The following is a 12,242-nucleotide window of genomic DNA, read 5'->3' as shown; positions in this document are numbered from 1 at the left end:
GCTGAAAAATTTCAGACTTCAGTGGGCGCTGATGAGTGCTTACGAACGTTTCGAACAATTGGTTGTTCTTGCGCTCAGTCTCATCATCGCGTCTGTGATTATGATGGCGCTACTGCAGCTCTGTCGCAGGGTCGTGCCGTTGTTGATCAGTGGTGCGATTGATCCTCTGGACCACGATGTTTTCCAGGCCCTCTTTGGCTCAATCTTCACCGTGCTGATAGCCCTGGAGTTCAAGCATTCGATTGTGCGCCCCGCCTTAAGACGCAACAGCATCGTTCAGGTTCGCACAGTGCTGTTGATCGCCCTGCTGGCGCTCAGCCGGAAGTTCGTTATTCTCGATTCTGCCGCTACTCCTGCGCTCACCATTGCCGCACTAGGATTTGCCACCCTGGTACTCGGCATCGTCTGCTGGCTCTTACGAGAGCGTGATAAGGATGACTTACGAGAAAGTGATAAGGATGAATAGCTACAATTCTTGGTGAACGCTCCGGATCTGGTGCTTAGTCCTGAAGAATTTGCGGAACTGAGCGCTCAGCTTGAAAGCTCTGCTCAACACGCCTGGCCGTGGACGCATTACCGGTCCTGATGTGGGATGAGGGTCAATGCTATGGCCGTTGAAGGCAATGCAGAACAATTATTGGGCGTCGTCATTTTGCTTGCCGCCGCCGTGCTGGTAGTGCCGCTGTTCAAACGCATCGGGCTCGGCTCAGTGGTCGGTTACCTGGCGGCGGGCCTGATCATTGGCCCCTTCGGACTGCAACTTTTCAATGACCCCCACACCATCCTTGAGGTGGCCGAGTTGGGCGTGGTCATGTTTCTTTTTGTGATTGGCCTGGAGATGAAACCCTCTCACCTATGGGACCTGCGTAGGCAGATCTTTGGGTTGGGCAGCCTGCAGGTGGTGGTCAGTGCATGTCTGCTCACTTTTGTCGGCATGGCTTTCGGATTCTCTTGGCAGGTGTCATTTGTCTGCGCAGCGGGTTTTGTACTCACCTCCACGGCTCTGGTTATGCAAGTTCTCTCGGAACGCGGTGACATTACCGAGCCGAGAGGGCAGCACGTCGTGTCCATTTTGCTGTTTGAAGACCTGTTGATAGCCCCTTTGCTGGCGGTGGTGGCATTTCTGGCGCCCACGGAGTTGGCGAATGGACCCACGTCTCCACTTTGGCAACGCATAGGTATCGCAGCGCTGTCCTTGGGTGCATTGGTGGCCATCGGGTTGTGGCTGCTCAATCCCCTGTTTCGGGTATTGGCCCAAGTCAAAGCGCGCGAGGTAATGACTGCCGCTGCGCTGCTGGTTGTGTTGGGCGCAGCGTTGCTGATGGAACTCGGCGGTCTTTCAATGGCGATGGGGGCTTTCGCGGCCGGTGTGTTGCTGTCCGAATCCACTTTCCGCCACCAGTTGGAGGCCGACATCGAGCCGTTTCGCGGCCTGCTGCTGGGGCTGTTTTTCCTCGGCGTCGGCATGTCGCTGGATCTGCAATTGGTGGCCGAGGCCTGGAAGCTCATCATCTCCGGCGTGCTGGCGCTGATGGTGGTCAAGGCGCTGTGTATTTATGCGGTCGCGCGCCTCGCGAAAAGCGGTCATGACGACGCGCTGGATCGCGCCTTGCTGATGGCGCAGGGGGGCGAATTTGCTTTTGTGCTGTTTGCCCAAGCGCTCAAACTCAGGGTCATCAGTCCTGAAGTCAACGCCAATATGACGGCTATTGTGGTGCTCTCCATGGTCATAACGCCGGTGACTTTATTGTTGTACAAACGGTTTGCTCGCGCGCGGACCGTTTCCCTGGACGGTGTGGAAGCCGCACAGAATCTGCGCTGCAATGTACTCATCATCGGTTTTGGCCGTGTGGGGCAGATTGCCTGCCAAGCGCCGCTCGCTCAGGGAGCGAAAATTTCCATCATCGATATAAATCCAGAGGTCATCCGCGCCGTGACACCCTATGGTTTCAAGGTCTATTACGGCGATGGCGCCCGCCATGAAATATTGCACGCCGCTGGCGCCCATCACGCTCGCGCCATCATTGTTTGTGTGGACGATAAAAAAGCCGCGACTCGCATTGTCGAAAGTACGCGGCACTTCTGCCCGCAGGTGAAATTGGTGGTACGCGCTTTTGACCGCGAACATGCGCTGGAATTGGTCAAACACGACGCCGACTACATAGTGCGGGAAACCTTTGAGGCCGCCCTGCTGCTCGGCCGTCAGGCCGTGGTGACTCTGGGGGCGTCGGAGCACGAAGCCGACGCGGTGATCGACGAAGTGCGCAAACGCGATGCCGAACGTTTTGCCTTGGAAACATCGGGCGGGCTGTTTGCCGGGCGAGCGTTGGTGCTGGGAAATATTGAGCGCATCGAGCCGCCGAACCCTGAGGCGCGGGAGGCGCGGGAGGCTCGGTGAGCATCAGTCACAGTGTCGGCTCAACTGCGCTTCAGCGCAGAAAACTGACCACTCAACCACGTATAAAGCTGAGAAACCGCAGGGCTGATCTGCTTGCGATGCGGGCACACCAGACTCAACGGCGAAGCTTCGCCAGGATAATCCGGTAGCAGCACAAGCAGGCGCTCAGCGGCGATATCGGCACTGACATCCAGCCAGGATTTGTAGGCGATACCTTCACCTTCCAATGACCAGCGCCGCACGACATCGGCGTCATCGCTGAACAGTGGCCCCGAAACCTGCACGGTTTGTCCGCCCAGGTTCCACTTGTCGTAGACCCGGCCATTTTGCAGATAGAGCAGGCAGGCATGCTTGCTCAAGTCATCCGGTGTTTGGGGAGAACCGCAGCGTTGCACATACTCCGGCGAGGCAACCAACACCCGCTGGTTCCACGGTGCAAGCGGCAGTGCCACGTAGTTGGCGTCTTCATTCGGGCCGTATCGAATCGCCACGTCCACCGGGTCGCGAAACAGATTGGCCATCTGGTCCGACAGGAAAAAACGCAACGTCAATTCCGGATGCTGACGGCGGAACAGCGTCAACCACGGCAGCAGTATGTTGCGCCCCAGATCGGATGGCGCTGTCACTTGCAGTACGCCCCGCAGCGTGGCGTTCTCACCACGCAGGTTTTCCTCGCCTTGCTTCAGGGTCTCAAGCACTGAGTGGGCGGTGGGCAGATATTGCTCGCCCTCGGCAGTCAATCGCAGGCTGCGAGTGGTACGGGCGAACAGGCGCACGTCCAGTTCGCGTTCCAGACGTTTGATGGCGGCCGCGACCTGACCAGGCAGCAGGTCAGCCTCCAGCGCCGCTGCGGTGAAACTGCCCAGCGCGGCACTGCGGATAAATAAACCAAGATCATCGATGCGGATCATTTTCACTCCTGCAGTGAAAGTGTTGGCGCATTCTGCTTGTTTTTCTTTGTACATGGGAAGTCGAAGATGGCTACAAGTGAGCGCATCAACCCTTCAGACAGCGAGTGTCCATGAAAGCCATCACCTTTACCGAACATGCTTTGCCCATCGACAATCCACACGCATTGATCGACATCAGCCTCCCGGTGCCCAGGCCTGGCCCACGGGATCTGCTGGTCGAAGTTCGCGCGGTATCAGTGAATCCGGTCGATACCAAGGTGCGCGCCGGAACTTTCACAAAAGAACCGAAAATCCTCGGCTGGGATGCCACAGGCATTGTCCGCGAGGTCGGCTCTGAGGTGACGCTGTTTCAGCCGGGTGATGAAGTGTTCTATGCAGGCTCGATTGCCCGCACCGGCAGCTACAGCGAATTCCATTTGGTCGATGAGCGGATCGTCGGGCACAAGCCTCGTTCATTGAGTGCAGCCGATGCGGCCGCGTTGCCGTTGACCTCAATCACTGCCTGGGAATTGTTGTTTGACCGGCTCGGTGTCGTCGAGGGTTCGGGGGAGGGCAAGTGCCTGTTGATCACTGGAGCGGCTGGCGGCGTCGGTTCGATGCTGGTGCAACTGGCCCGACAGTTGACCCGCCTTACCGTCATCGGTACCGCCTCACGCCAGGAAACCGCTGATTGGGTGCGGCAGTTGGGCGCGCATCACGTGATTGATCACAGCCAGCCACTGCTCGCACAGTTGCAAGCGCTCGGCGTGGCGGAGATCGACTATGTCGCCAGCCTGACTCACACCGAACAGCACTTTGCACAACTGATTGACGTGCTCAAGCCGCAAGGGCGCCTGAGTGTGATTGACGATCCCGAAAGCCTCGACGTGATGCCGCTCAAGCGTAAGTCGCTGTCGTTGCATTGGGAGCTGATGTTCACCCGCTCGCTGTACGAAACCCCGGACATGATCAACCAGCATCACCTGCTCAATCGGGTCAGCGCTCTGATTGACCAAGGTGTTCTGCAAACCACTGTGGGCGAGCACTTCGGTGCGATCAATGCGGCAAACATGCGTCGTGCCCATGCGCTAGTCGAGAGCGGCAAGGCCCGGGGCAAGATCGTTCTCGAAGGTTTCTGATTTCACTTAAGGCGGGTCGCTTGCGGGCCCGCTGAACCGCCTGCGGCATCACTTGCCATTTTTTTAATGTTGGAGCGTTGACGATGAATTCGTCCAGTAACGTGTTGGTATCGATTGCCGTACTCAAGGCCAAGGCAGGCAAAGAGCTGGCATTGAAACAAGAACTGCTGGCGCTGGTAGAGCCGACCCGAGCAGAGCCGGGCAATCTCGACTATGTGTTGTTCGAGTTGCGTGATGAGCAGGGCACGTTCTACATGCGCGAGGCTTTCAGGGATCAGGCGGCGCTGGATGCGCATTTTTCGATGCCTTACTTTCAGCGCTTTGCCGCGACGGCAGATGACCTGCTGAAAGAGCCGTTGCAACTGATATTCCTTGAGCAGGTATCGGCTTGATCATTCAACCTGCTGAACCGCACCACCTCGGCCGGGCGTGGACGCGGCCGGCGTATCAATTTGCTCCAGGGCGCGGCTTTACTCCGAATTGCGGAACGAGGTGAGCGCCCAGCTCCTCAATGACTTGCGCAGCAGGGCGCTTTCCGTACTTGAGATTCAGGATAACGTGGTCCACCCCGATTTCCTCAAGCGCCTCCAGCAAAGCCCGGAGGTGGACGCGTCCAAGCCTGAACCCCAAATGAATGTGAGTGGGTGGCGTGGACGGGTTCTCACTGAGGTCGATGTAAAGCGACTGAGTGAAGGGCTTATAGATGGAACCACATTGCTTCATGACTTCCAGTCGCCAATCTTCCACGATCAGTCGCTGCATTTTCGGCGCGCGCGGATAGTTGATCCATCCGACGCTTTCGCGCGCGATCCAATCCAGTGACTGGCGGCTATGCCCGGTCACGAGCATTGGAATGACCTGGGTTGTGGGTTTCGGAATGAGGTCTGCGCCCAGCAGCTCACCACCGCTCCAGCGGATGGGTTCAAAGCTTGTGCTGTGGGCTCGGCGAATCACTTCGTAGTGCTCTCGAAAGATTTCTCCGCGCCTTTCGGGATCGACGTCAAAGGCCGAAAACTCCACTGGGCGATCGCCGGAGGCTACCCCAAGAATCAATCGACCTGCGCTCAACTGATCGACGCTGGCTGATGCCTTGGCCGTGTGCAGAGGATGGTGTAAAGGGATGGCGATGGATGCGGTGCCTAGCGCTATCTCCGACGTATGAGCGGCCATATAGCCCAGGTAAACCCATGGGTCGAAGACTTGGCCAACATCGCCGAAACCAGGGTCCCGAAGAGGCACGTCGCGAAACCAGAGCGCGGAGAAGCCCAGTGCCTCTGCTCGCTTGGCCAATTCGACCTGGTTGAGCATGCTCGGAGTGTCCCCATCGAAGGCCTCCAAAGGAAAGAACAATCCCAGGCTCAAATGACCCGGAGTGAAGGTTCGGCTGAACCCTCGATGCTCCTGATAAGGAACCGTGCTTGGCCGATACATAATCATCTTCCTCAATGGAAGAACGTGAACCGCGGGTCGACCGGATTGAGAGGCGAGTTGTTGGCGATATGCGCGTGCAGGTCCGGATTGGCAAGGAACGGGCGGTCAAAGGCAATCAGATCGCTCCAGCCCAATACTGATCACTCAGCAACGGACTTGGATTCATGCAAGAAGCGTAGGCGGTTTTGCAGAGAACCGCCATGTTCTGGGCGTGCGGAACTCGGATTTTGGCGCCAAGACTAAGATCAATCATCCACCACTGACCTTCCAGTGTTTGACGTTATCAGCAAACACCATCTGCTTCATCTCATGAGCAATACCATAAGCCAGCGATTCATGGGCGGCGATGACCTTTTCCTCCGCAGACAAGCAATGAAAAATATCGAGTTTGGTCGCTGCGTCAGCGGTTTCGAGCATGAAGATTTGCACGTAGCGCGCAAGGTCATTGTCGAGGCTGGACAGGTATTCTCGCAGTCGTTGATGGTCGACGGATTTTTGGCTGAAGTACCAGTTCATCGGATGAATCAGAAAGCGTGCGTGAGGGGATGTGATGCGCCGGCCTGCCGCCAGAAACATGATGATGCCCATCGATTCGATATTGCCGGCGTTGATTGCGCAAAGCGGTACGGGCAAGGACTTCAGGAACGTGTAGAGCGTGAAGCCAAAATTGGTGCTGCCCCCGCAAGTGGACAGGTTCAGGAGAAGGGAGGTGGCACCCTGGTCGATGGCTTCAAGGCAGCAATCCCTGAAGCGCTCGGTCGTTGCCTGGTCGATCTGGCAATGAAAATGCACGATGTGTTCAGTCATTGATTTACCTCCTGGGTGCGATGCGGGGGAGGGCTTCCAAGCGCTATTGAGTCTAGTAAACATCGCTTATTCAGGGCGAAAAACCGTCGTAAGGTGACACCGATGAATGGGACAGCCGTCAGTCGACTGGTCGCCGTTTCCAATGGAACCAAACGCCCGAATCCGCTCGTCGCGAGCCCCGTATTTCCGTTCAAACTTTCCGTTTTCTGCATCCTCCGAATTGTACGGGCCCATGCTCGTGCCAACGATGTAGAGGTGAACAAAATGGCCAATACAGGAAATAACAATCCAGGCAATTTTTCCAATGATCCTGACAAGGCTTCAGAAGCCGGAAAGAAAGGCGGAGAAGCGTCTGGCGGCAACTTTGCCAACGATCCACAACGCGCGTCTGAAGCGGGTCAAAAGGGAGGTCAAGCTTCTGGCGGACAGCCCTCGCGCGATAAAGACAGCATGTCCGGAGGTGGGCAGGGTACAAATCGCGGAGGGGAATTTGCCGACGATAAGGAAAACATGTCCAAGCCAGGCCAAAAAGGCGGCCAGGCTTCCGGCGGACAACAGTCCAACAAGGCTGATCAATCGTCCAGCGGCGGGCAAGGAAGCGGACGCGGTGGCAATTTCGCCGATGACCGTGACAAGTCGTCTGGAACGGGGCGCAATGATGATGGGATGAGCGGAGGTGGAGGACGTAAGTCCTGATGTCGTCTGACCCTATCAAGCCCCGAACTTTTCGGGGCTTGATATCGATGGCAATGCTCGTCTTATCTTGCTTGAGTCATGCTGATGGGGCTAGATCGCCTTCACCCTTGTCTCCTCGCCAGGATCAATTTATCCCACTGAGATTTCACAAGATGCACGCCAATGACGATGACTTCGTTGTTGTGGACTCGCGAAACTCGGCCAATCTAGCGCCTTTCTCGGGAGCACTCACAGGTAGCTGGTAATGAGCATGGGGTAGGGCAGTTGAAGGATTGAATGGAACATCTTCACTAAAGGACGCAGCACTTATGGAAACTCCCTTTTCTCAAGTCAGTGAGCGTTTGAACGGTCGCCGATTCACGGTAGCGGAAAACTCCCACGGGCTATCCGGTACAGGCACAGTATTTCTTTACCATGTCGAGGAGGATGCCATTTCGGGTACTTACCAAGGCGGGCGTATCCGTATCGGTAATCAGGTTGGGCGCGTGACAGGCCCCGATACTATTGAGCTTCTTTATCAGTGTTTGACCACGGATGGCGAGATTCTTGCCGGCTGGTCTCGTGGCACGGTCGGCGTGGATCGCGCAGGACGTACCACGCTGACCTTCGTATGGGGTTGGTTGTCGGGTGCGACTGGAGGAGGGGAGTCGAGTTACGTGGAGCTTGCCGCGCTTCAGTACGTTGCCCCAGTGGGGGAGACATTTACATAACGCGTGCGATGGCGAATATTGCGCGGTTTCTTTCGCCGCCTTAGACATCACTGTTACGTAAGGTCAAATCGCTCCAACGCATAATCCTTACCTGCCAAGGTCAGTTCAAAAATGGTGGCGCCAAACGTACCTCGGGTCACTTTTTGCGTCACCAGACGTTTAGCCTGGAGTTGCTTTAGGCCGGCTTCAACTTCTACCGTGCTGAGGGAGACAAGTTTGCAAACCGAGTTCAAGTTTGCAACTTTTCTGAAGTTCGCATGATAGGCTAAAACTTCCATCAACAGCGTTTGGTTATCGGTCAACCTTGGAAACTGAGGGTTGTTATTTTTGTAAACTTTTCGCTCTATCTCGTGTAACTCGCCGTCAGTTCCATCAGGGATGCGGACGTAGTAAATCGCTAGAGACAGCGTGCTGATGAAAATCGCGATAATCATCAGCAACGACCAATTCGGCATTGGCGTTTCCAGCAAAAGCCACTCGCCCAAACGTAGCAGCCAGCTCGTGGTATCGGCCAACAATGTCAGGTCGAAATAAGTTTCGAGCGACGTTATGGCCACCCAAGCGACAACGAAAATGCCAGCCAGGAAGGCCATAGCCTTGGGCGTGAACGAGGAATGCTTGCCTTGTGCTGCCATGCTACTCGTCTCGACCGCAGAAACTGATGCTTTCAGCATAGCAGTGGAAAAGCGGGCGTCTGGCACCTCACCTGCAAGGTCCAGCATTTGGCCTTATCAAACCAACGGACTCCCGCGCATCCCTCGCGCCGGATCATCCAGCAACCTGAATTGCTCCACCATAAAATCAATCAACATCCGCATCGACGGCAGCATCCCTTGCCTGCTCGCAAACACCGCATAAATCATCTCGGTCCGCGGTGCCCAATCAGGCAACACCACCACCAGCTGCCCGCGCTCGATAAAGTCGTGCACCAGCGACATCGGCATTTGCGCAATGCCGACGCTGTCTATCGCCGCGCAGCGCAGCATTGGATGAGGTCGTCCCACAGGTATTGTTATCGCCACTGCTCCCTGTAGGAGTGAGCCTGCTCGCGATGGCAGTGGATCAGCCAACATTTCTTTTGAATGTAAATCCGCTATCGCGAGCAGGCTCGCTCCCACATTGGATGGTGTCGTCCCACAGGTATTGTTATCGCCGCTGCTCCATGTAGGAGTGAGCCTGCTCGCGATGGCGGTGGGTCAGCCAACATTTCTGTTGAATGTAAATCCGCTATCGCGAGCAGGCTCGCTCCCACATTGGATGGGGTCGTCCCTCAGGTATTGTTATCGCCGCCGCTCCCTGTAGGAGTGAGCCTGCTCGCGATGGCAGTGGATCAGCCAACATTTCTGTTGAATGTAAATCCGCTATCGCGAGCAAGCGCGCTCCCACATTGGATGGTGTCGTCCCACAGGTATTGTTATCGCCGCTGCTCCCTGTAGGAGTGAGCCTGCTCGCGATGGCGGTGGGTCAGCCAACATTTCTGTTGAATGTAAATCCGCTATCGCGAGCAGGCTCGCTCCCACATTGGATGGTGCCGTCCCACAGGTATTGTTATCGCCGCTGCTCCCTGTAGGAGTGAGCCTGCTCGCGATGGCAGTGGATCAGCCAACATTTCTATTGAATGCAAATCCGCTATCGCGAGCAGGCTCGCTCCCACATTGGATGGGATCGTCCCACAGGTATTGTTATCGCCGCCGCTCCCTGTAGGAGTGAGCCTGCGCACGATGGCAGTGGATCAGCCAACATTTCTGTTGAATGTAGATCCGCTATCGCGAGCAGGCTCGCTCCCACATTGGATGGGGTCGTCCCACAGGTATTGTTATCGCCGCTGCCCCCTGTAGGAGTGAGCCTGCTCGCGATGGCGGTGGATCAGCCAACATTTCTGTTGAATGTAAATCCGCTATCGCGAGCAGGCTCGCTCCCACATTGGATGGTGTAGTCCCACAGGTATTGTTATCGCCGCTGCCCCCTGTAGGAGTGAGCCTGCTCGCGATGGCGGTGGATCAGCCAACATTTCTGTTGAATGTAAATCCGCTATCGCGAGCAGGCTCGCTCCCACATTGGATGGTGTAGTCCCACAGGTATTGTTATCGCCGCTGCCCCCTGTAGGAGTGAGCCTGCTCGCGATGGCGGTGGATCAGCCAACATTTCTGTTGAATGCAAATCCGCAATCGCGAGCAGGCTCGCTCCCACATTGGATGGGGTCGCCCCACAGGTATTGTTATCGCCGCCGCTCCCTGTAGGAGTGAGCCTGCTCGCGATGGCAGTGGATCAGCCAACATTTCTTTTGAATGTAAATCCGCCATCGCGAGCAAGCTCGTTCCCACAGGCCTCGCGCTGCTCGGCAGCGGCTACACGTCCAGCATCTGATCCGTATTTTCCTTCGCCATCTGCCTCTGTCATGCACCCACCCTCACGCTCACAATGACAGCACGGTCCGCAGTCGCGCAGTCACTGCACCGTAAACTCATAATGTAGGAGGCCCCATGGGCAAGATGGCAATTTTCCTCGGTGGATTTCTGGTGTTAACCATTTTGATTGGTGCCCTGGCCACGATCTCTCCCGTTTAGTCCTTTCCTCCCGGCAGCACAAAGCAAAACGCCTCCACATCGGGAGGTGTTTGCGATTTGTGTTCGGCAATCACTCCGCCCGCCAGCGCCGCGCCTGCACAATCAGCGCCGGGGCAAAGTGCAGCACGACCATCCGCACCAAATGATGCGTCAGGATGAACACCACGTTCAGCCCGCCACTGAACGCGACGATGGCAATGGTTTCAATGGCACCCGGCATGTACGCCAGCCACAACGACAGCGGATCGCTGCCCAGCAGCCGCCCGGCTACACCGGCAAACGCGGCGGCGATCAGCAACATCAGGCCGACGGCGAGCAGCCCGGCGCGGCCATGGCGTACCAGCTCGGCGAAGCTGATGTCCTTGAATTTCGAGCCAATCAGCACGCCGATCAGCACGGAGGCGGAGTCGACGCTCCACTGCGGCAGGTGGAATGTCTGGAGGTAGCCCAGCTTGATGCAGGCGGCGGTGAGCACGATGGCGGTGAGCATGAACGGCGCTGGCACGCCGACGCTCAACAGCACGCGGCCGAGCAGCAGGCACAAGGCGATCAGCGACAGCAGGGTCAGCGCCGTACTCACGTCCAGCGGGCTGCTCTGGGCCAGCGCCACGTCGACATGTCCGGGAATGCAAAAACTGACCAGCAAGGTGATCGACAACAGGCGGACCAGATGCACGACGATCACTTTGCTGGACGCGCGTTCAGACTCGATCAAGTCGAAGACGGCGGCGAGTGCGCCGGGGTACACGGATAACAGCGAGTCCTTGAGGTTCCAGCCCGAGACTCTGAACAACCAGAAACCGGCCACGGAACTCTGGACCATCAGGCACAGCAGCATGAAGCCGAGGCTGGGCAACATGGCCGCCACGGTGTGATTGTCCCACGAGGTAAACATCAGGCCGGTCGCAATCCCCAGCACGATTTGCACATAGCCAAGGCCGAAGGGCAGGGTGGGGGAAAATCGCAGATTGCTGGCGATCAACGCGCTCGCGAGTATCGAGCCCAACAACAGGCCGTGGGGGATACCGGCGTATTGCAACACGGTGCCGACGCCGGTGGCGATCAGCAAACACACCAGGGTTTTCATGAGTCTTCCTTGATTCTTGAAGTGCGCCAACGCTTCCATTTGGGCCGTGTACGTTTTCCCACTTAATGGCGTGAGGCGTCAAGTACGTGCGTCTCAGTGTTGTCAGTGTGAGTTACCGGGTATGGCGAGCGGCCGTCCGTGGGCCCGCCCCTGTCGATCAGAAGCGGGTTATCGCGAACCCTCCCGACTTCATTGCCTGGCCTGCGGCGAATGCGGGTTGTGGTCGGTGTGTTTCGGTCCAGCCAATGCCCACGCCACCACCCCAATCAGCGGCACAAACACGATCACCACGATCCACATGAGTTTGTTGGTCGATTTGCCTTCGGCTTTGCGCACTCGGTTGATTGCCCATAGCTCGACCAGCAACAGAACGGCTGTCAGCACGATCCAGATTGTTTCGATTTGCATGAGTCACCCTCCAGATAGTCCTTCTGTTAGGTGAGCCGTGGTGGGCAGGGTTCATTAAATTTTGGTGGAGGCTTGTGCTGGGTTGCTCGCGAGGGTGATCTGTCAGTCA

General features: G+C 56.8%; 12 protein-coding genes and 1 pseudogene. 6 read left to right on the top strand and 7 right to left on the bottom strand.

The genetic code is table 11. From position 1 onward, the window contains the following. Positions 1-31 precede the first annotated feature (31 nt). Positions 32-466, top strand: coding sequence for a phosphate-starvation-inducible PsiE family protein (locus BLU63_RS30115; protein ID WP_049870760.1), 435 nt, complete (start codon positions 32-34; stop codon positions 464-466). Between the two features lie 141 nt (positions 467-607). Continuing rightward, positions 608-2,398: a monovalent cation:proton antiporter-2 (CPA2) family protein gene (locus BLU63_RS30110; RefSeq protein WP_083376996.1), complete on the top strand. Its 1,791-nt coding sequence runs from the start codon at positions 608-610 to the stop codon at positions 2,396-2,398. 20 nt (positions 2,399-2,418) lie between these two features. On the opposite strand, the gene BLU63_RS30105 is transcribed toward BLU63_RS30110, so the two are convergent. Beyond that, on the bottom strand, positions 2,419-3,309 hold the full coding sequence (locus BLU63_RS30105) for a LysR family transcriptional regulator (RefSeq protein ID WP_083376995.1): 891 nt from the start codon (positions 3,307-3,309) through the stop codon (positions 2,419-2,421). Positions 3,310-3,419: 110 nt separating this feature from the next. Between BLU63_RS30105 and BLU63_RS30100 the strand changes: the two genes are divergently transcribed. Together BLU63_RS30100 and BLU63_RS30095 are read left to right on the top strand one after the other, a co-directional pair. After that, positions 3,420-4,427 (top strand): zinc-binding alcohol dehydrogenase family protein, encoded by a 1,008-nt coding sequence (locus tag BLU63_RS30100; protein ID WP_083376994.1) that lies wholly within the window; start codon positions 3,420-3,422, stop codon positions 4,425-4,427. A gap of 83 nt (positions 4,428-4,510) precedes the next feature. Beyond that, entirely contained in the window at positions 4,511-4,819 is a 309-nt protein-coding gene (locus tag BLU63_RS30095; protein WP_010459460.1) for a putative quinol monooxygenase, read from the top strand. 55 nt (positions 4,820-4,874) lie between these two features. On the opposite strand, the gene BLU63_RS30090 is transcribed toward BLU63_RS30095, so the two are convergent. Both BLU63_RS30090 and BLU63_RS30085 read right to left on the bottom strand, forming a co-directional pair. Further along, positions 4,875-5,858: an LLM class oxidoreductase gene (locus BLU63_RS30090; RefSeq protein ID WP_083377322.1), complete on the bottom strand. Its 984-nt coding sequence runs from the start codon at positions 5,856-5,858 to the stop codon at positions 4,875-4,877. A gap of 249 nt (positions 5,859-6,107) precedes the next feature. After that, positions 6,108-6,665, bottom strand: a complete 558-nt coding sequence (locus tag BLU63_RS30085) for an ATP-dependent Clp protease proteolytic subunit (protein ID WP_010459465.1) — start codon at positions 6,663-6,665, stop codon at positions 6,108-6,110. Positions 6,666-6,929: 264 nt separating this feature from the next. Between BLU63_RS30085 and BLU63_RS33480 the strand changes: the two are divergent. Continuing rightward, positions 6,930-7,091 (top strand): annotated as a pseudogene (locus tag BLU63_RS33480) (general stress protein); the annotation flags it as partial. A gap of 578 nt (positions 7,092-7,669) precedes the next feature. Next, positions 7,670-8,071 carry a hypothetical protein gene (locus tag BLU63_RS30075; protein ID WP_083376993.1) on the top strand — a complete coding sequence of 134 codons (402 nt, stop codon included), beginning with the start codon at positions 7,670-7,672 and terminating at the stop codon, positions 8,069-8,071. 53 nt (positions 8,072-8,124) lie between these two features. Here the strand turns inward: BLU63_RS30075 and BLU63_RS30070 are convergent, their stop codons facing one another. From BLU63_RS30070 to BLU63_RS30050, 4 genes are all read right to left on the bottom strand, one after another. Continuing rightward, entirely contained in the window at positions 8,125-8,706 is a 582-nt protein-coding gene (locus BLU63_RS30070; RefSeq protein WP_083377320.1) for a hypothetical protein, read from the bottom strand. A gap of 96 nt (positions 8,707-8,802) precedes the next feature. Next, a complete protein-coding gene (locus BLU63_RS30065; RefSeq protein WP_224795519.1) occupies positions 8,803-9,057 on the bottom strand; it encodes a LysR substrate-binding domain-containing protein in 255 nt (84 codons plus the stop codon). Positions 9,058-10,708: 1,651 nt separating this feature from the next. Beyond that, positions 10,709-11,725, bottom strand: coding sequence for an AbrB family transcriptional regulator (locus tag BLU63_RS30055; RefSeq protein WP_083376992.1), 1,017 nt, complete (start codon positions 11,723-11,725; stop codon positions 10,709-10,711). Positions 11,726-11,914: 189 nt separating this feature from the next. Beyond that, complete coding sequence (locus BLU63_RS30050; protein WP_083376991.1) at positions 11,915-12,133, bottom strand: PLD nuclease N-terminal domain-containing protein; 219 nt, start codon at positions 12,131-12,133, stop codon at positions 11,915-11,917. Positions 12,134-12,242 lie beyond the last annotated feature (109 nt).

Origin of the sequence: Pseudomonas mandelii (assembly GCF_900106065.1) — a bacterium.
Taxonomy (GTDB): domain Bacteria; phylum Pseudomonadota; class Gammaproteobacteria; order Pseudomonadales; family Pseudomonadaceae; genus Aquipseudomonas; species Aquipseudomonas mandelii.
This window is presented reverse-complemented; position numbering and strand designations above follow the sequence as displayed.

What these genes read in the sequence shown, in the direction of transcription:
- BLU63_RS30085 (WP_010459465.1), bottom strand. Translation starts at nt 6,665, where the DNA reads ATGACTGAACACATCGTGCATTTTCATTGCCAGATCGACCAGGCAACG.
- BLU63_RS30105 (WP_083376995.1), bottom strand. Translation starts at nt 3,309, where the DNA reads ATGATCCGCATCGATGATCTTGGTTTATTTATCCGCAGTGCCGCGCTG.
- BLU63_RS30070 (WP_083377320.1), bottom strand. Translation starts at nt 8,706, where the DNA reads ATGGCAGCACAAGGCAAGCATTCCTCGTTCACGCCCAAGGCTATGGCC.
- BLU63_RS30095 (WP_010459460.1), top strand. Translation starts at nt 4,511, where the DNA reads ATGAATTCGTCCAGTAACGTGTTGGTATCGATTGCCGTACTCAAGGCC.
- BLU63_RS30110 (WP_083376996.1), top strand. Translation starts at nt 608, where the DNA reads ATGGCCGTTGAAGGCAATGCAGAACAATTATTGGGCGTCGTCATTTTG.
- BLU63_RS30055 (WP_083376992.1), bottom strand. Translation starts at nt 11,725, where the DNA reads ATGAAAACCCTGGTGTGTTTGCTGATCGCCACCGGCGTCGGCACCGTG.
- BLU63_RS30065 (WP_224795519.1), bottom strand. Translation starts at nt 9,057, where the DNA reads ATGCTGCGCTGCGCGGCGATAGACAGCGTCGGCATTGCGCAAATGCCG.
- BLU63_RS30115 (WP_049870760.1), top strand. Translation starts at nt 32, where the DNA reads ATGAGTGCTTACGAACGTTTCGAACAATTGGTTGTTCTTGCGCTCAGT.
- BLU63_RS30075 (WP_083376993.1), top strand. Translation starts at nt 7,670, where the DNA reads ATGGAAACTCCCTTTTCTCAAGTCAGTGAGCGTTTGAACGGTCGCCGA.
- BLU63_RS30090 (WP_083377322.1), bottom strand. Translation starts at nt 5,858, where the DNA reads ATGTATCGGCCAAGCACGGTTCCTTATCAGGAGCATCGAGGGTTCAGC.
- BLU63_RS30050 (WP_083376991.1), bottom strand. Translation starts at nt 12,133, where the DNA reads ATGCAAATCGAAACAATCTGGATCGTGCTGACAGCCGTTCTGTTGCTG.
- BLU63_RS30100 (WP_083376994.1), top strand. Translation starts at nt 3,420, where the DNA reads ATGAAAGCCATCACCTTTACCGAACATGCTTTGCCCATCGACAATCCA.